We start from the raw sequence: 16,997 nt of genomic DNA, 5'->3' as shown, positions 1-16,997 counted from the left end.
AAAGGGCGAAATCCCTGAGTTGCGGTAGGCGTGATGGCCACGGGCAGCCGCCCTCGTCGCAGGTGAGCCAACGCCCTTGATGTCGCAGGTCGTTGACGCAACCCTGCGCATCGCTACACTTGCGTCCCCGCCAGAAGGTGCGTCTCCCGGCTCCCACGCAAGCCGATGGAACGATGCCCCTGCCGCCGGCCGAACGCCGATGGAACGATGCCTTTACCTGAAATCCCATTGGAGAGGACCCATGACGAGAGAGTCACGGTCTCCCGTGCCGATTCCGGACGTACGGGTTGCCATGCGGGAGCGCGCCGATCGCCGTGTACCGCCGACCGACAGCCAGGACCGCCCCGCGCATATTGATGGGACTGATCTGGCGGCGATTCAGCGGAGTCCGGAATTTATTCAGCTCCGCAGGCGATTGCGTCTTTTTGTCTTCCCGGTGAGCGCCGCCTTCTTCTGCTGGTACATGGTTTTCGCCGTCTTGTCGGCCTACGACCACGAGTTCATGAAGCGCAAAGTAGACGGCGAAGTCAACATGGGAACCGTCTTGGGGCTGCTGCAGTTCGCGACAACGATCGTGATCGTTTTGATGTACCGGCGCTTCGCCAGGAAGAAACTAGATCCCCAGGTGGACATGATTCACGAACTGGCGGGAGCCGGAAAAGAATGACAGTGCAGACCGCAGCCGCTGCGACCGGCAACCCGGCGATCAACGTCGGCGTATTCCTCGCCTTCGTCATCATCACTCTGTTCATCGTCTACAAGGCCAGCAGCAGCAGTCCGACCGCGTCCGACTACTACGCTGCCGGAAGCGCATTCAACGGCGTCCAGAACGGCATAGCCCTATCCGGAGACTTTCTTTCCGCGGCTTCTTTCCTCGGCATTTCCGGGGCGATCGCCGTCCACGGATACGACGGATTCCTCTACTCCGTCGGATGGGTCGTCGCCTGGCTGGTCGCCCTCCTGCTCATCGGCGAGCAGTTGCGTAACACCGGTCGGTTCACCGTGGGCGACGTGATGGCCTTCCGTATGAAGCAGCGCCCGGTGCGTGCGGCGGCAGCCAACGCCACCCTGGTGATCACGTTCTTCTACATGCTCGCCCAGATGGCCGGCGCCGGCGGCCTCATCGCCCTGCTGCTCCATGTCGAGAGCAAGAGCGGACAGGCCCTCATCATCACGGGGGTCGGCATCGTCATGGTCTTCTACGTCCTCGTGGGCGGCATGAAGGGTACGACCTGGGTACAGATCGTCAAGGCGACCCTCCTGCTGCTCTGCGTGACCTTTATCGGCGTCTTCCTCCTCGGGAAGTTCGGGTTCAGCTTCTCGCAACTCCTCGAGCATGCGGCGCAGAACAGCCCCTCTGGCGAGGGGTTGCTCGACCCGGGCGACTGGTATGGCAAGAACGCGGTGACCGAACTCGACTTCGTCTCGCTCGCGCTGTCTTTGGTCCTTGGTATCTCCAGCCTGCCGCACGTACTGATGCGCTTCTACACGGTGCCCGACGCAAAGGAAGCGCGCAGTTCCGTGATGTGGTGCTCCTGGGTGATGTGCTTGTTCTACCTGGGGATCCTGGTCGTCGGGTACGGTGCTACCGCTCTGGTCGGGTCGAACACGATTCTGCATGCCCCGGGCGGAGAGAACTCTGCGGCTCCGCTTCTCGCCTTCAAGATCGGCGGTGCGGTACTGCTGGGAATCGTCTGCGCGGTGGCGTTCGCGACCATCCTCGCGGTCGTCGCCGGCCTGACGTTGGCCGCCTCCGCATCGTTCGCGCACGACGTTTACGCGAACGTCATCCGAGACGGTAAGGCCGATCCGCGGTCGGAGGTGCGGGTCGCCCGACTCACGGCGGTCGCTGTCGGTTGTCTGGCCATCGCCGGCGGCATCATCGCCAATGGCCAGAACGTCGCCTTTCTGGTGTCCCTGGCCTTGGCGCTCGCCGCTTCCGCCAACTTGTCGACGATGCTCTACACCCTGTACTGGAAGCGCTTCAACACAACCGGGACACTGTGGAGCATCTACGGCGGCCTGGCGTCCTGCCTTCTGCTCATCATCTTCTCACCGGCGATCTCGGGCACGCCCACGTCGATCGTGACAGGTGTTGACTTCCACTGGTTCCCCCTCACCAACCCCGGCATCGTGTCCATTCCCCTCTCCTTCGTCTGCGGATACCTGGGCACCGTCTTCAGCAAGCAACCGGCAGACCCCGACAAGCAGGCAGAGATGGAAGTGCGGGCACTGACCGGACTCGGTGCCAAGCGATAGTTCCGACTCGCTCTGGCCCTCGTGTTTCGCAGTTCTTGATGCTTGTGTTCCGGCGGTGGCCCGGGCGGTGAGGACGGCCTGGATTTCTTCGGGTTGTGCCTGGTAGGGGTGTGGGCCGCGAAATCGGTGGGCGATAACCGTGCGGCGGAGCTTGGCAGTCATGTCTTCGAAGGAGGGTTGTGTCTTGGTGGTGTACCAGCGCGCCCTGGCCCGGTGTTGCTCGGTGTCGGTGGGCTGGTGCCCGGTGAGCACGTACCAGATGAGGACCACGGTGTAAGCGAGTAGACCGAAGGGAACGGTGCGTTCCACCGCGCGTTGGGTGCGGTTGCGGGCCTCGCCGACGCCGAGGGTCTGGCGGGCATCATGGAACGCGGTCTCGATCTGCCAGCGGGCCGCGTAGCGTTCCACGATGCGGTATCCCCAATGCGGATTCTCGGCAGGCATGCGCAAAACCAGCTCCCGCACGTTTGGCCGGGGCGGCGGACGGCCAGGGCCTCGGCGCTTGTAGGTCCAGCGGCGCTTGACCAAGTCGGCATGCCAGCGCAGCAGCGTGCCAGCAACGCAATCCACCCCAGGACCTTCAGGAAGGTCAGGTACATCAGTCGCAGAGCCATGCGTCAGGATCCCGCCCCGCCTGACCTGACCGCATATCCCAGGTCAGCAGTGGTGGCCGAGTTTCGGGCACCCACAGGTGTCCGGCGGGGGCTTGGGCATCAGTCGCCGCGACCGCAGTCGCTGTGTAGCCGACGGCCCACCCACCGAAACCTTCCGGTCAATTTCCGAATCGATGTCCCCAAGACACCGACAACTCGCGTTCCAAGGAGGTGACAGCAGTGGGTCCGCAGGGCCCGCACAACGGAAACGGCCATACGTATGCCCCACAATTCGCGGCCCGTTCAGTCCGTTCACGGACGCCGCAGTCCGCAGGCCACCGCGCCAGCCCAGGAGTCCTCCGCCGCCGACCCGGCACCCGAGTCACCGAAGCGGGGGCGGAGGCGAGGGCGCACCGTCACCAGGCGGCGGCTGATCGACTACCCGCGGGCGGGCAAGCACGGCCCGCGCCGCTGGATCCCGTCACCACGACAGCTCGCCGTGCTCGTCTTCGGCCCGCTGTTGCTCCTGGCCGCGACCTGCGCCGTGCTGTACGCGAACGTGACCATCCCGGACCCCGACCAGGACGTCACCCGGCAGGCGACCGTGGTGACCTATGCCGACGGAACGGTGATGGGCACGATCGGTGTGACCAGTCGCCGCAATGTGCCGCTGTCCCAGGTCCCGTTGACCGTGCGGCACGCCGTACTCGCCGCGGAGGACCGGGACTTCTACCAGGAGTCGGGGGTCTCCCCGCAGGGCATCGTCCGGGCGCTCGTCGCCGACGTCCAGGGCAAGCCCTTGCAGGGTGGCTCCACCATCACCCAGCAGTACGTCAAGAACGCGTTCTTGAACAGTTCCAGGACCATGGCCCGCAAGCTCGACGAACTGTTCATCTCCATCAAGCTGGACAACGAGCGCAGCAAGGACCAGATCCTGCAGGACTACCTGAACTCCATCTACTTCGGCCGCGGCGCCTACGGCATCGAAGCCGCCGCCCAGGCGTACTTCGGCCGCGACGTGAACGCCCTGGACGCCAGCCAGGCGGCGTACCTGGGCGCGATCATCCAGGCGCCGAGCTCCTATGACCCGGTCGCCCGCCCCGAGGTGCTACCCGTGATCAAGGACCGCTGGAGGTACGTCGTCAACGGGATGGTCTCCTCCGGCTGGCTCTCCGCCGACCAGGCGCGGCGGCTGGCCTTTCCGCGGCTCCAACCCGTACAGCAGCATCCCTCGGGGGACCAGGCGCCCTATCTGATGGCGCTGGCGACCGGCGAGTTGAACGCGAACGGCATATCGGAGCAGCAGATCGCCACCGGTGGTCTGCGGGTACGCACCACTGTGCAGCGCCCGGCGGAGCAGAAGGCCGTTCAGGCGGTGCGGGACAAGGTGCTCTCCCAGCTCTCCGCCGGCCGCGCCGTGGACGCCGACGTACGCGTGGGCTTCGCCGCGGTACGTCCTTCGGACGGCGCCATCATCGCCCTTTACGGCGGACGGGACTTCAACCACCGGGAGTTCAACGACGCCACACAGTCGGCGGTCCCGACCGGGCGGATCTTCAAACCCCTGGTCGCGGCAGGGATCCTCGACACGGACGACGGGCCGCTCACCGCGGACCTGGACGACCGGACGTTCTCTCCGGACAGCACGGCGCTGGACACCGCCGACCACAAGAAACAGGTCCAGGCGATACGGGCCGCGGTGGTCCGGTTGGGGATACCGGACAAGTCGCTGGGGCTGTCGAGCACCGACGGACTGCTCACCGGCGACGTCTCCCCCCATGTGCTGGACATCGCCGGTGCGTACGCCGTGTTGGCCGCTCACGGCATGCGCACCGCCCCGCATCTGCTCGCCGATGTGTCGGACGCGCACGGCAGGACCCTGTACCGCGCGCAGAGCCGTCCGACGCGGGCCCTGGACCAGGACGCGGCCCAGCGAACCGATGCCATGCTGTGCAGGGCGACGGTCCTGGCGGACCCCGATCACGCACCCGCCACATGGGTGTTCGGCGGTACCAGGGACTGCGGGGTCAACGGCGAGTCCCTGTCCGATGGTTCAGCCTGGTCCGTGGGAGCCAGTGACCAACTGGCCACAGCGGTCGCTCTCTTTCGTGACGGCCCGGATCTCAAACCTGATCCCAGGTCCCGTTCGCTGGCCGGTGTAGCGGGCCAACAGACGGTCAAGGGCGACGGGTTGCCCGCGCAGACCAGGGCGGCCTTCCTGACGGCGCTGCGGTCGTGAACCCGCCGTACAACAGGCGTGGCACGGTCAGTCGCCGGTGTACAGACTGACCATGCCGCTCTGGTACGCGTTCGCGGAGCCGGTGAACCTCAGCACCGAGGTGGAGTTCCCGGACCTCGTCTGACAACCGACCACCACCGTCTGCTTCTCCGACACGACCGGCGCGGCCAGCACCAACTCGCCGGCGAAGTACCGGCCCCCGCCGATACGTTCGCCCCCGGGCTCCTGGGTGACCCGCAACTGCCCCGCGCACCCGTCGGGCAGCACCACGATGGTGCGCGGGCTGGGTGACTTGACGGCGAAGGTCACCGCCACCGGCGCCGAAGGACCGCCCGGGGACGCGTGGTCCATGAGCACGTACGTCCCGGCATCCATAGGGCCGTTGCCGCCGTTCAGGGGGCTGCTGAGCAGTGCCACATGGGTGAGGCCGCTCGACTCGCGCCCCTGGACGAGCATGAGCAACCGGCGGCCCAGGATGTCCTGGTGGAGGACTCGCACATCGGTGTGGGCGGTCCCGGACGCCACGTCCCACAGATTCACCAGAGAGGCGGGCAAAAACCCGGAGGGCAGTGCCGCGCCGGGCACCGCGGACGGTGACTCGGCGGGGGAGGGATCCGCTGGCGCGCCGGACTCACGGCGTGCCGACGGCGCATGTGCCGCGGGCTGCGCGTCATGGCCGGAAGCCGTCCAACCGCCCCGCAGCAGCCCGAACGTCAGCGTCCCGACGGCACATGCCGCGACGCAGCCGACCACCACCCCCGTGCGGCGGCGCCGGGACGCCGCCACCCTGGCCCGTACCCGGTCCGGTAGGTCCGCGGGGGGCGGTCCGGCGTCGGCGGCCAACTCGACCAGCCCGTGCCGCAACTCCTCGGCGAATCCATCGGATTGTTCCGTCATCGTGCCCTCCCCTGGGTGAGCTGCCGGGACCGGTCCATGACGGGGTGGTCCTGCGGCGCCGCCGTCTCCCGCACGCCCAGGGCGAGGCGGAGTTGCTTCAGACCACGGCTCGCCAACCGCTTGACGTTCCCCACCGAGCAACCGAGCGCGTTCGCGGCCTCCTGTTCGCTCAGCCCCATGTAGTGCCGCAGCACCACCACCGCCCGGGTGCGCGGTGCCAGAGCGGCCAGCGCCCGGCGGAGCAGGTCGCGGTCGTCCACCTCCGCGGTCACCTCCCCGCCGCCGGTGTCCGGCAGGTGCAGCGTGAGGATCTCGTGCACCCTGCGCCGACGCATCCGGCTGATGTGCGAGTTGATGATCGCGGCCCGCACGTACGCCTCCTCCCGCCCCTGGGACATCGCACGGTCCCAGTGCCGGAAGCAGTTGGCCAAGGCGGTCTGCAGCAGGTCCTCGGCAAGGCCCCGGTCGTCCGTAAGCAGGTAGCACATGCGAAGCAACGCCGCGGAGCGCGCCACCACGAACTCCTCGAACCGGGTTTCCCTCTCACTTCGGCGCACACCGCTCCTCCCTGGCCGCCTGCGGGGGGACGACGGCCACCGCACCTCTCTTCAACGCGACCTGGGCGGCGGGCGGTTGTAACCGGGCGCCGTGACCTGTGTCACGGCGTGCGCGGTCAACCGCCGTGTGGCTACTGGAACGTGCGGCGGTAGATGTCCGGCCGCGGCCCCACCGTGCGGTGGAAGTGACGGCGACGGTGGTGCCGGTGCGAGTTGTAGTGGTCCTCGAACTCGCGTAGCGCGTTGAGGAGGTGGCGTTGGTTCCAGATCAGTGTGGGGTCGAGGACCTCACGCCGGCAGGTTGCCACCCAGCGCTCCATGACCGCGTTCATCCGCGGCATCCTGACGCCGCTGAGCACGGCCTGGATCCGGCGTCGGCGAGGATAGCGTCGAAGATCTGCGGGTACTTGCCGTCCCGATCACGGACGAGGATCGCGCGCTCGGCCCACGAGATCCGCGGCCGCCCGACCTGGCGGCGCAGTACAGCGACCTCATGGCGCAGGGCGAGGATCTCGGCGCTGTGCGCGGCGGAGGAGCGCCCCAGCACTGCCAACCAGTCCAACACCCGACAGAAGGTCAAGTACAGCAGTCGCAGACCCACGATCAGTGATCACGCCCGGGACACGGGGATACACAAACCCGCTGATCAGACTCACTGCGCCAGTAAGGACCCCTCAGGCGCCCGCACCAAGCCGTCGTGCGGATCAGGCCGAGGGCGACCGGCAGACCGGAGGTGCCTCGACGCCGGTGGTGCGCCCGAGCTCCTCCGCCTCCTCCAGCGTGCGGGCCCTCCGGAGCGGAGACCACGTCAGCCAGAACGAGACGACGAGGTAGGAGAGCCCGACGAGCCAGAGGGCATTGCCGGGCGAAAGCGCGTCGGAAAGGGCACCGCCGATGAACGCGCCCAGCGGCAACGTGCCCAGCGCGACCAGCCGGTAGCTCGCGGTCACCGCGCCGAGTTGGTGCTCCGGCGGGATGGCCTGACGCAGACTCACCGCGAACACATTGAACAGGGCCACACCAAAGCCGTTCAGCACCATGGCGATCGAGGCGAGCACGGCGACGTAGGCGCCGAAGTGAGCGACGACTGGAATGAGCAGTAGGCCGCCGGCGGCCAGGACCGCCCCCAGCGCCAGTGTGCCGCCGACGGTCCAGCGCTTGGCCAGCCGGTTGGCGCAGAGCGAGCCGATCAGGGCGCCCACGCTGCCGACGCCGGTGATCAGGCCCACGGTGGTGCCGCTCATACCCAGTGCGCGCACCGCGAACACAAGGAAGACGGTGAGGAAAGCCTTCTCGTGCAGGTTCGACAGACCGGCTTGCACGCACAGGTCCCGGATCGGGCGCAGAGACCAGGTGAAGCGGAGCCCGGAGCCGATCGCTCGTACGGCTGACTGCCGAGGCTGCTCGGGTGCCTTGACGCCGCGGAGCAGCATGCCGCTGACAGCGGCGCCGGCGGAGCACGCGGCGGCGACGGTCAGCGTCGGTGACAGTCCCAGCCTGCCGATGAGGAAACCGGCGGCGGACGGACCGGCGAGGGTGCTGATCGAGTACGTCGCCTGATGCAGACCGTTGGCCGCGGCGATGGAGTCCACCGGCAGGATCCTGGGGAGTGTTGACTGGTAGGCCACCTCGTAGAAGACGGCGGCGACACCGATGACCACGGCGGCCACGACGAGTTGCCCGAAGGTCAGACCCTTCACAGCCTGGAAGACGCCCAGCAACGCCAGCGCCACACCCTGGGCGGCGCTGGCGGCGACCAGCGTGCGGCGTGGCGGGTACCGGTCGACCATCACCCCGGCGATCAGCGAGAGCACCACGATGGGAACGAACTGGGCCGCCGAGACAAGTCCCACGCCTGTTCCGTCGACATGGAGATACGTGACCGCGATCAGCGGCAGGAGGAAACTGGTCACCTGCCCGCCGAAGTGCGCTGAAACCTCACCCAGCCAGATGTCGCGAAAGGCTCTGTTTTCCGTGAGCAGGGTACGGACTTCCCTGTCGAATATCGCCACTAAAGCCCCCGTGTGAGTGTTCGGCAAGAAGATCGAAAGGAACGCTAGCATGCTGCACCGATCTCCGCTAACGTGTTCGCGGAGTCATTGCGATGGAGGCTTTCGGGTGATAGGAGCTGAGGCGTGGTTGACTATCCTGGACTTACCGCCGAGGAAGTTGAATTGCTCCCCTCCGAGGAGGAGGTCCGTCTCTATTCCGAGCGGGGTTGGTATTTGTCGGAGAAGCTGCTCAGCGATGCCGAGACGGAGGCTCTGACCGAGGCTGGCGAGCGCTACTATGCAGGTCAGCGTGGCCGTCAGCTTCCCATGCGTCCGGACCGGCTGGCTGACTGGACGCCCGCGGACGGCGACGTGCAGCGCAACAACGACTACATCCACTATCAGGACGAAACCATTGCGGGAATTCTGCGGAAGCCCGTCATCGGAGCCGTTGCCGCCCGCTTGGCGCAGACGGATGTGATACGTACTTTCCAGGCGGCCCTGATCTGCAAGCCGCCGATCGCCGAAGAGGCGTCGAACATTGTCTCGTGGCACTTCGACAAATATTTCTGGCCCACTTGTTCTTCGGGCCAAATGCTGACCGCTTTCATCCCGTTCCATGACTGCACCGAGGAGTCGGGGACCATCACCATGGTGAACGGAAGTCATCGGTGGTCGCACCGGCACGGTGCCGATCGGCCGGTCGGCGACCCGGAGGACCTCGGACGTGCCCCGCCGTGCCATCTCGTTCCACCTCCAGGACGGCACGAACTCGTACCGCGACCATGCTGTCAACCGGCCGGCAGACGCCGTACAAGCACGCCTCCTTGGTCCGCAGGACCGCCGCCGGTCTGCCGGACTACACCGACCCGGAGATCTGTCCGGTGCTGTGGCCCGTCCCCGTGTCCGGCGGCGGGGCCTGACGTCACAGCGGGGTGACGGTGGTCAAGTCCCACTCCTGGTCGTACATCCCGCCGCCGGCCTCCGCCCGCACGGTGTCGGCGAAGGCCTGGTCCGCCACCGCGTCGCGCCGCAGTCCGGCGCCCGTGGTGAGCGGCAGCGGTACGACCGCCGCCCACAGCGGGTGCAGCGACGCCCCTCGGAGCACCTTCGCCCGCAGGGTGGAGGTGCCGAGGTGGAGCGTGGTCATGCCGCTGCGCTCCATGTGGTGCAGGGGTTCGTAGTACATGGCGTTGAAGTACTCGAAGGCGCTTCGTGTCCGCGCGTAGTCGAAGCCCGCCACCCGGGCGTAGAAGGTGTCACGCCAGGCGAAGCACAGGTTGCCTCCGACCGGGGTTCCCCCTTCGTCCAGGCAGCGGAACACCGTGCTCAGTTCGTCCAGGCAGCGCGCCTGGACGGTGAGGTAGGCGTGGATCTCCGCAGGGTCGAGGGAGGCGTTGTGCCGGTCCATGGTCTGTCCGACCAGCCGTGCGAGCTCGTCGACGCACTCGGAGAGCGGGGCCGTTTCCAGGCGCAGCCCGGAGTTCGCGAAGCGCCGTATCTCGTACACGCAGCTTTTGCGCACGCTCCGGCCGAGCAGGCGCCGATAGGACGCGAAGGTGCCGCCGTCGTTGTGCACCACGGCCTCGGCGATTCGCAGTTGCGCCCGCACCTCGCACCGGCTCGCGAGCAGCCGCAGGCTGTCGGTGGTGAGGAAGTCGAAGAGCAGCGCGTCACAGCCCAGCGCGGCGGCCTTCTCGGCGGCACCGGCGACCAGGCTGCCGAACGCCTCCCGTGCCGTACCGGGGTCCTTCGACAGCAGGAACTCGTTGTGGTAGCCGGTGCGGGTGCCGATCCTGAGAACGGTGTGGTCCTTGGCCACGTCCGGCAGGGGCGGTGCGTTCCGGGCGGGGAAGTCGTAGTAGGGCGTCGCGGCGAGGAGTTCACCGTCGGCCTCGACCGTGAGGTAGCCCGCGGTGGCGAAGTCGGGCCGTTCCTGGCCGCGCAGCCAGGCGTGGCTTTGGTAGAAGCAACTGCCGGGCACCAGTGCGTCCCAGGCGTGTGAGTCAATGTCGCTGATCGACTCGCGGTGCTTCACATCGGGCATGTGCGTTCTTCTCCTTGCTCACAGCAGCCAGTCATCGGTGTTCAGCCCGCCCACCACGAAACGGCCGTGTTCGTCGCCGAACGCCGTTGCCTCGGTGCGGTTGCGTTCGCGGACCTTTTCCGCGTCGGCTTCCAGCGGCGCGTCCACTCCGACGAACACGCTGTACAGGGGGTTGGGTTGGGCACCACGTGCCAACTTGGCCTGGAAGGTGCCGAGCCCGAGGTGGATCGCCCGGACCGTCTGGCCGATGCCCGACGCGATGGGGTGGTAGAAGACCAGGTTGAAGTAGTCGGCCACATTGGGCACCGAGTAGTCGAAGCCGGCCACGCGCCCGTACAGCATGTCGCGTTGCCGGTAGCGCAGCGCGAAACCGATGGGGCGCCCGGCGTCCTCGTCCAGGAGCAGTGTGCTGCACTCGCCGAGATGCCGTCCTTGGCGTTCGTAGACGGCCGTTGCCTGCTCCACACCGTACTCGTGGCCGTGCTTGCGCATCAGCGCGCTGTTCAGCGGGGCGATCTCCTTGACGACGTCGGGCAGCGAGACCTCCCGGATGGTCCGCCCGCTGCGGCCGAAGTCCCGGATCTCGCACCGGGCCCGGCGGCGCCGGCCGTAGGGCAGCCAGGCCAGGTACTCGTCCAGGTCCTGCCACCGGCCGACGGGCAGTACGGTCTCCACGTCGTGGTAGAGGAGAACGGCTCCGTCGCCGGCGTGGGCCTCGGCGACCTCCAGCGCCTCCTCCCTCGGCAGGTAGTAGTACGCGAGCACGCCTGCTCCCGCGTCCGCTGCGAAGTCGAGTGCCTGCGAGGTGAGCGCGCGCACCGCGTCGATACGCTCCTGTGCCGTCACGCCGTCCCGGCCCGGCAGGTGCCCGCGGAACTCGGACCAGCCCGCGCCGATCGCCAGTGGCCGCTCAGCGAGGTGGGCGTGGCGCTCCTCGCTGATCAGCCCGGCGAGCAAGTCGGCGGGTGTGTACAGCAGATGGGGCGGAGTACGGAAGGAGTACGCCTCCAGGCCGGCGGTCGGCGCTCCGTGCGCGTCGCGCGCGATCAGGTAGCGGGCGGCAGCCCCTTGCGGCAGTTCCTCCTCACGAACCTTCAGGAATCCGCTGCTTGAGTAGATTGTCCCGCCGGTCACCAAAGAGTCCCACTCCGCGGCCGGCAGTAGGTCCACAGATCCGTACGGGGAGACGCGCATGGGTGTAACTCCAGAGGAAGGGGGTCGGGTTGGTGCGGGACGAGAACCGTCGCGAGTACCTATTTCAGCAGAGACCGCACATCGCTGCCTTGTGCGTGCAGGAGCAGGACGCCGGTCTCCTTGAGCTGGTCGAAAAGCCTTTGGTTGGCCTGCTGTTGGGGACCGCGCTGCTTCAGGGCGTACCACAGGATGGACCGCGGACCGATGACGGACCAGAGCGTTTCCCTGACGCCGCCCCAGAGCCGCTCGCGGCGTATCCAGCGCCGCAGGGTGCGGCGGAAAAGCCGGCGAGCGTCGACTTGCCGCAGCCGGGACCGCCACGATCCACACCCGGTCGGCGTCCGCGAGGGAGTTCACGCGTGGCACAAGCACATCTCCTCCAGCCAGGTGGCCACTCCGTCTCCGTCGTTGGGTCCGGTGACCGCGTCCGCGACTTCCAGTACGTTCGGGACCGCATCGTCCGGATCCGCCGGACCCTGCCGCTGTCCAGTTCGCTGACGACCGCACCGTTGGACGACACCAGGTAGGCGCTCAGGCCGCCAGCACCAGGGCGAACCCGCGCCGGTGAGCGGGGTCGCGCTCGATGCGGCCGACCACCTCTTCCAGTTGGTTGCCGTTGGCGGTCAGCAGCCGGTGGCCGAAGGCGCCGCTGAGAGTGTGCTGGTCGTCCGAGTACTCGTGTGCACCGCGGCGGTAGTACGCCGGGGTGCCGACGTCGTCACTACCGGTGCCGATTATGTCACGCAGGCCGGCTGTATAAGCCTCTGCGAACGACAGGTAGTTGGCCATGGCACTATTCCATTCCGCCAGATTTTTCGGAGAAGTTGCGGGTTTTGTGTCAAGTCGGACAAAGTGCAGATGGATTCCGGGGATTCCGGGCTGAGTTCAACATCAATGTCGACAGCTTGTCAATGCCGGTGCAGCAGTGATCGGACTTGACGAACAACAACTGCGAGGCGAGTGTTGACAATTGAGATACGCGGTCTGGATGATGAGCCGCAGGAACAACTTATGAGACTGGCCATCATGCGGGGAGGTAGTTCAATTGGCAGGTTGCCTGCGTCTGTTAAGCCCGTGGCGTCTCTTAGTGCCCTGGCGTATTGGAATCGGCTCCGGGGTCGTCCTTATTACCTACGTGGGGTTGATCGCCGCCAGACCTGATTCGGTGCGCGGCGGCGTGGGCGGTCCGGCCGCTCTTCTCGCCCTGTGCGGCTACACGTTGGGAGCGATGCCGATCGCCTCCGGCGTCGCGGGCGCCCTGGCGCGCCTGGGCTGGTTCCGACGCCTCCCGACAGCCGTGCTCGCGAGGGTCGTCATCGGAGTGGCCGGCGGTGTCGGCTCCGCCCCCAGCACGGCCTTCGTATTCGGCAACGCCAGTGGTTCGGTGGGGCGGTCGGCGCTCATCGCGACGTGCCAGGCGTACGGGAACAGCACGCGGAAGGCCGCCAGCCTGCAAGGACTGGTCGCTGACCCCTTGGGCAAGGCACTCACCGTAGTCCTGGCGCTGACCGTACCGGCGGGCTTTGCCCGTGGGCACGTGCACCGTTTCCTATTTGTGTGACAGCACGGTGCGTTGGCGTCCGCCGACTGCTGCCGGGCGGGAAGTGACCATCGTGGTAATGGCCCTGCATGCCGTCGGTGACTCCCCGGTCTGTCGGTTGGATCCATTGAGCAAACTGGTCTTCGCGGTCGCCGTCGAGGTATCCGCATTCGCCCTCACGGTATTTCTCGTTCAGGGATTCTTTTACCCGGACGCCCGCCGGGTGCTGCTGGAATTAGGCCCGCTGCGGTTGAAGCGCGAAGGGGTGCTTTCCGCCACGCAAACGGTCGTCTCCTCGACCCGGTGGAAGCGTCCGTCGGGTGCGAACTCGGCGAAATGACTGTAGCAGTAGAAGCGTGCGGGGCGCACGCTAATCTTGATCAACAGTCCGCCCGCAGAGCCACCATGGGTGAGACCGCAGCTGAACGCAGGACCGGGATCACGGACGCACCCAGTACGAGGGCTAGGGCGCCCACCAACGTCACCGCCAACTGCCCGTACGGGATCGTGAGGTTGCTGAGACCGGGCAGTGCGCCGAGCATCATCGCACCGTAGAGCGAGCCCAGCGTGACGCCGGGAACGGCTGCGTACAAGCCGAGCAGTCCGGCTTCCCAGGCCAGCACGGAGCGCAGGCGTGAGCCGCGCATACCCACCGCTCGCAGGACACCGTTCTCTCTCTCGCGTTCCGTCGAGGACAGAGTCAGGGTGATCGCCACACCTACGAGCGACACCAGCATGGTGATGCCGACCAGCCCCAGTGCCATGATCCGCAGCTGATCGATGGTCTGTCGCAGGGCGGCCCGTTCTTCGCCCTGGTAGGTGAGGTGGAGCGAAGCGTTCAGCGGCAGCGCTTTGTCCAGCGGAGCCCGCAGGGACGACGGGTTGTTCTGGTGGACGGCGGTGATGTACACGGACCGTACAGGGGCGTGAGGCGCCAGTTGGGCGAAGTCCCCTGGCAGGACGGCGACATCGCCCAACATGGAGGCGTCGTCCGGGTGGATAAGGCTCACTTCGGCGCTGGACTTCCCGCCGCCGGACACCCGCAGCGAGATCCGGTCGCCGGGATGGACCCCGAGCGCCTCCGCCAGGGACGTGGAGATGGCTGCCTGTCCACGCCGTAGGCCTCCGCCGTGGGAGGCCGGTCGGCTGTCGGCGAACAGTGCCGGGATCGCGCCAGGATCGAGGCCTCGGATATCGGCCCCCTGGCCGCGGCCTTTGCCGCCGACGGCAACGCCGTCCACCCGGGTGACGGGCACCACCGCGCGGGTCTCGGGCAGTGCCGCCACCGCGTCCACCACAGCCGGGGTCAGAGCCGACGAGCCGGTAGGCGACGCGTCGAGCACGACGTCGACCGGGTCGCGCTCCCGCAGCCGCCGGTCCATTCCCTGCTCTACCGAAGCCAGTGCTACAAGCACTGTCGCGACCATGGTGATGCCCAGGGTGAGGACCGTCGCACAGGCCGCGGTGCGGCGCGCGGCACGGCCCAGGTTGCGCACCGCCAGAGCACCGTCCAGCCCCGCCACCGCCCGCACGGGCCGATGGAGGGCGCGTGTCGAGCGCCGCAGCAGTGCAGGGCCGAGCGCGAGGAGGCAACCGAACAGAGCGACCGCGGAGGCGACCGAGCCGACCCCCGCCGCGGCACCGCCCGCGCCGCCGGGACCGACGAGGCCGATGAGCAGGAGCGCGCAGCCCAAGCAGAGCGCTCCAGTCATAGCGCGCGTCCGGCCGATGCGGTCCGCTACGTGGCGGGTGGGCGCCACGGACAGGGCGGCGACCGGTGCGACGCGCGCCGCGGCTCTCGCTGCCGGCATCGCCGCGGCGAGGGCGGCCAGCACGGAAACGAGCACACATCCGGACAGGGACGGCGCCGAGATCTCGGGGCCGGGCAGACCTCCGATTCCGGTGATCGCGAACGAGCAGCAGATCGCCGTGACCGTCCCGACGGCACCGGCGATCAGACCGGAAGCCGCGGCCTGCAGCAGCACGGATCGCATCACCTGCCCTGGCCTGGCGCCCACGCAGCGCAGCAGGGCCAGCCGGGTCTGGTCCCGGACGAGCAGCACCCGATACGTCGTGGAGACGATGAAGGTTCCGGCGAGCAGGGCCACCAGGACGAAGATCGTGAGCAGGGTGGACACGCTGGTGACCCACTTGGATCCGCTCTCCTCCGCGCGCAGTTCGGACGCGGTACTTACGGAGAAGTCCGCGCCCAGCTCCCCTTGTACGGTGGACGCCACCTCGGCGGCGGGGCGGTCCGTTACGCGAAGCAGCGCCTGTTGCCAGCCGTCGGTGCCCAGCCATGAACGGGCGTTGGCGGGCGTGGTGAGCACGGCGGCTCCCATGGCCGAAGCGGCCTGGACGACACCCGAGACCGTCACAGTCACCGTTCGGGCAGGAGCGCTCCGGGACGTAACCGGGCCGTGGCCAGCCTGGGCAACGAGTGTGATCCGGCCGCCGACTCCCATTCCGGGGAGGCCGGCCAGCGCCCGCGTGAGCACGACTTCACCTGGCCCGTCAGGAAGGGTGCCCCGCAACGGGCGGACGGCGGACTGCGGACCTGTGAGTGCCGTGCCGACCAACGGGTAGGGGTCACGGCCCGCGCCTTTCACAAGCACGCTGCCCATGGCCACGGGTTGGACCCCGGCTACCCCCGCTGCCTTCCCGAGTTCCTCGACCTGCTTGTCGTCGAGCGGCTGGTCGCCTGCCGCGCCGACCACCACGGCCGTCCCCGCGGCGACCGTCGAGAGGTCGTCGGCCAGTTGCCGCTTCATGGTGTCGGTCAAGACGATCGAACCGGCCAGGAAGAAAGCCGTGACCATCAGTGTGCAGCCGGTGAGCAGCAGCCGTGACGGCTTGGCCGCGATCTGCCGTATCGCCGCCTTGGTCAGTCCCGATGCCCTCAACGCCCTCACCGCTTCCCCGGGTTCTGGAGCGCGTCGAGCACGGACTCGGGAGTGGGCTCGTCGACCCTGCCGCTGATGCGACCGTCCAGCAGCAGCACGACACGGTCGGAATAGGAGGCGGCCACCGGATCGTGCGTGACCATCACCACCGTCTGACCGAACTCGCGGGTGGAGTAGCGCAGGAACTCCAGTACATCCCGGCCGGACCTGGCGTCCAGATTGCCGGTCGGCTCGTCCGCGAAGACGACTGCGGGACGGGCCGCCAGCGCGCGAGCGATGCCGATTCGCTGCTGTTGTCCGCCCGACAACTCCGAAGGACGACGCGAGAGTTGGTCACCGATCTGCAGGGTGCTCACGAGCGTGTCCAGCCAGCCCTGATCGGGGCGGCGGCCTGCTATCTCCAGCGGCAGCAGAATGTTCTCGGAGGCGTTCAGCTCTGGCAGCAGGTGGTATTGCTGGAAGACGAAGCCGATGCGGTCGCGACGCAGGTCCGTGCGCTGCCGCTCGGACAGTGCGGTGATCTCGATGTCTTCCAGGCTGATCGTGCCGGAGGACGGACGGTCCAGGCCGGCAAGGCAGTGCATCAGGGTGGACTTCCCGGATCCGGAAGGCCCCATGACGGCCAGGAAGCTTCCTTCGCCGATCTCCAGGTCGACTCCGCGCAGCGCCTGGACACCGACCGCTGCCGTGGTGCCGGGGCTGTCCGCACCGTACACCTTGGCGACGCTGGTGGCGCGGACCGCCGTACGAGCGGCCACGCTTGTCAAGGTCATCGGA

General features: G+C 67.7%; 17 protein-coding genes and 2 pseudogenes. 8 read left to right on the top strand and 11 right to left on the bottom strand.

Going from position 1 to position 16,997, the window contains the following annotated elements:
* The first annotated feature begins 265 nt into the window (after positions 1-265).
* Both P3G67_RS29505 and P3G67_RS29500 read left to right on the top strand, forming a co-directional pair.
* Positions 266-667 (top strand): DUF485 domain-containing protein, encoded by a 402-nt coding sequence (locus P3G67_RS29505; RefSeq protein WP_276096209.1) that lies wholly within the window; start codon positions 266-268, stop codon positions 665-667.
* Positions 664-2,259, top strand: a complete 1,596-nt coding sequence (locus P3G67_RS29500) for a solute symporter family protein (protein WP_276096208.1) — start codon at positions 664-666, stop codon at positions 2,257-2,259. Before P3G67_RS29505 ends, P3G67_RS29500 begins: the two co-directional genes overlap by 4 nt.
* A gap of 282 nt (positions 2,260-2,541) precedes the next feature.
* On the opposite strand, the pseudogene P3G67_RS36200 reads toward P3G67_RS29500, so the two are convergent.
* Positions 2,542-2,703: pseudogene (locus tag P3G67_RS36200) on the bottom strand (transposase); the annotation flags it as partial.
* A gap of 429 nt (positions 2,704-3,132) precedes the next feature.
* Between P3G67_RS36200 and P3G67_RS29495 the strand changes: the two are divergent.
* The gene (locus P3G67_RS29495; protein WP_276096207.1) at positions 3,133-5,091 is read left to right on the top strand and encodes a transglycosylase domain-containing protein; all 1,959 of its coding nucleotides are present in this window, start codon (positions 3,133-3,135) and stop codon (positions 5,089-5,091) included.
* Positions 5,092-5,118: 27 nt separating this feature from the next.
* Here the strand turns inward: P3G67_RS29495 and P3G67_RS29490 are convergent, their stop codons facing one another.
* The 5 genes from P3G67_RS29490 to P3G67_RS29475 all read right to left on the bottom strand — a co-directional run bounded on the left by P3G67_RS29490 (position 5,119) and on the right by P3G67_RS29475 (position 8,608).
* Positions 5,119-5,988, bottom strand: coding sequence for a hypothetical protein (locus tag P3G67_RS29490; RefSeq protein WP_276096206.1), 870 nt, complete (start codon positions 5,986-5,988; stop codon positions 5,119-5,121).
* Positions 5,985-6,545, bottom strand: a complete 561-nt coding sequence (locus tag P3G67_RS29485; RefSeq protein ID WP_276096205.1) for a SigE family RNA polymerase sigma factor — start codon at positions 6,543-6,545, stop codon at positions 5,985-5,987. The genes P3G67_RS29490 and P3G67_RS29485 overlap by 4 nt, the downstream gene beginning before the upstream one ends.
* Positions 6,546-6,676: 131 nt before the next feature.
* Positions 6,677-6,877, bottom strand: coding sequence for a hypothetical protein (locus tag P3G67_RS36195; RefSeq protein WP_391858378.1), 201 nt, complete (start codon positions 6,875-6,877; stop codon positions 6,677-6,679).
* On the bottom strand, positions 6,874-7,146 hold the full coding sequence (locus P3G67_RS36190) for a hypothetical protein (RefSeq protein WP_391858377.1): 273 nt from the start codon (positions 7,144-7,146) through the stop codon (positions 6,874-6,876). The genes P3G67_RS36195 and P3G67_RS36190 overlap by 4 nt, the downstream gene beginning before the upstream one ends.
* A 103-nt stretch (positions 7,147-7,249) precedes the next feature.
* Positions 7,250-8,608 carry an MFS transporter gene (locus P3G67_RS29475; RefSeq protein ID WP_276096204.1) on the bottom strand — a complete coding sequence of 453 codons (1,359 nt, stop codon included), beginning with the start codon at positions 8,606-8,608 and terminating at the stop codon, positions 7,250-7,252.
* Between the two features lie 72 nt (positions 8,609-8,680).
* On the opposite strand from P3G67_RS29475, the pseudogene P3G67_RS29470 reads away from it, so the two are divergent.
* Together P3G67_RS29470 and P3G67_RS29465 are read left to right on the top strand one after the other, a co-directional pair.
* Positions 8,681-9,172, top strand: a pseudogene (locus P3G67_RS29470) (phytanoyl-CoA dioxygenase family protein); the annotation flags it as partial.
* Between the two features lie 149 nt (positions 9,173-9,321).
* Positions 9,322-9,459, top strand: coding sequence for a hypothetical protein (locus tag P3G67_RS29465; RefSeq protein ID WP_276096235.1), 138 nt, complete (start codon positions 9,322-9,324; stop codon positions 9,457-9,459).
* Between the two features lie 2 nt (positions 9,460-9,461).
* On the opposite strand, the gene P3G67_RS29460 is transcribed toward P3G67_RS29465, so the two are convergent.
* Together P3G67_RS29460 and P3G67_RS29455 are read right to left on the bottom strand one after the other, a co-directional pair.
* Positions 9,462-10,583, bottom strand: coding sequence for a GNAT family N-acetyltransferase (locus P3G67_RS29460; protein WP_276096203.1), 1,122 nt, complete (start codon positions 10,581-10,583; stop codon positions 9,462-9,464).
* An 18-nt stretch (positions 10,584-10,601) separates the two neighbouring features.
* Positions 10,602-11,717 carry a GNAT family N-acetyltransferase gene (locus P3G67_RS29455; protein ID WP_276096202.1) on the bottom strand — a complete coding sequence of 372 codons (1,116 nt, stop codon included), beginning with the start codon at positions 11,715-11,717 and terminating at the stop codon, positions 10,602-10,604.
* Between the two features lie 419 nt (positions 11,718-12,136).
* On the opposite strand from P3G67_RS29455, the gene P3G67_RS29450 reads away from it, so the two are divergent.
* Positions 12,137-12,304 carry a hypothetical protein gene (locus P3G67_RS29450; protein ID WP_276096201.1) on the top strand — a complete coding sequence of 56 codons (168 nt, stop codon included), beginning with the start codon at positions 12,137-12,139 and terminating at the stop codon, positions 12,302-12,304.
* 4 nt (positions 12,305-12,308) lie between these two features.
* Here P3G67_RS29450 and P3G67_RS29445 read toward each other — a convergent pair whose 3' ends face one another.
* Positions 12,309-12,566, bottom strand: a complete 258-nt coding sequence (locus P3G67_RS29445; protein ID WP_276096200.1) for a hypothetical protein — start codon at positions 12,564-12,566, stop codon at positions 12,309-12,311.
* A 298-nt stretch (positions 12,567-12,864) separates the two neighbouring features.
* Here P3G67_RS29445 and P3G67_RS29440 point away from each other — a divergent pair, with 298 nt between their 5' ends.
* Positions 12,865-13,338 carry a hypothetical protein gene (locus P3G67_RS29440; protein ID WP_276096199.1) on the top strand — a complete coding sequence of 158 codons (474 nt, stop codon included), beginning with the start codon at positions 12,865-12,867 and terminating at the stop codon, positions 13,336-13,338.
* 58 nt (positions 13,339-13,396) lie between these two features.
* A complete protein-coding gene (locus P3G67_RS29435; protein ID WP_276096198.1) occupies positions 13,397-13,657 on the top strand; it encodes a hypothetical protein in 261 nt (86 codons plus the stop codon).
* Positions 13,658-13,697: 40 nt separating this feature from the next.
* On the opposite strand, the gene P3G67_RS29430 is transcribed toward P3G67_RS29435, so the two are convergent.
* A complete protein-coding gene (locus P3G67_RS29430) occupies positions 13,698-16,220 on the bottom strand; it encodes an FtsX-like permease family protein (RefSeq protein WP_276096197.1) in 2,523 nt (840 codons plus the stop codon).
* A 5-nt stretch (positions 16,221-16,225) separates the two neighbouring features.
* Positions 16,226-16,993 (bottom strand): ABC transporter ATP-binding protein, encoded by a 768-nt coding sequence (locus tag P3G67_RS29425; RefSeq protein ID WP_276096196.1) that lies wholly within the window; start codon positions 16,991-16,993, stop codon positions 16,226-16,228.
* Between the last annotated feature and the right edge of the window lie 4 nt (positions 16,994-16,997).

Origin of the sequence: Streptomyces silvisoli (assembly GCF_029269905.1) — a bacterium.
Lineage (GTDB): Bacteria > Actinomycetota > Actinomycetes > Streptomycetales > Streptomycetaceae > Streptantibioticus_A > Streptantibioticus_A silvisoli_A.
Note: the sequence above shows the minus strand (reverse complement) of the source record. Positions and strands in the feature narration are given on the sequence as shown.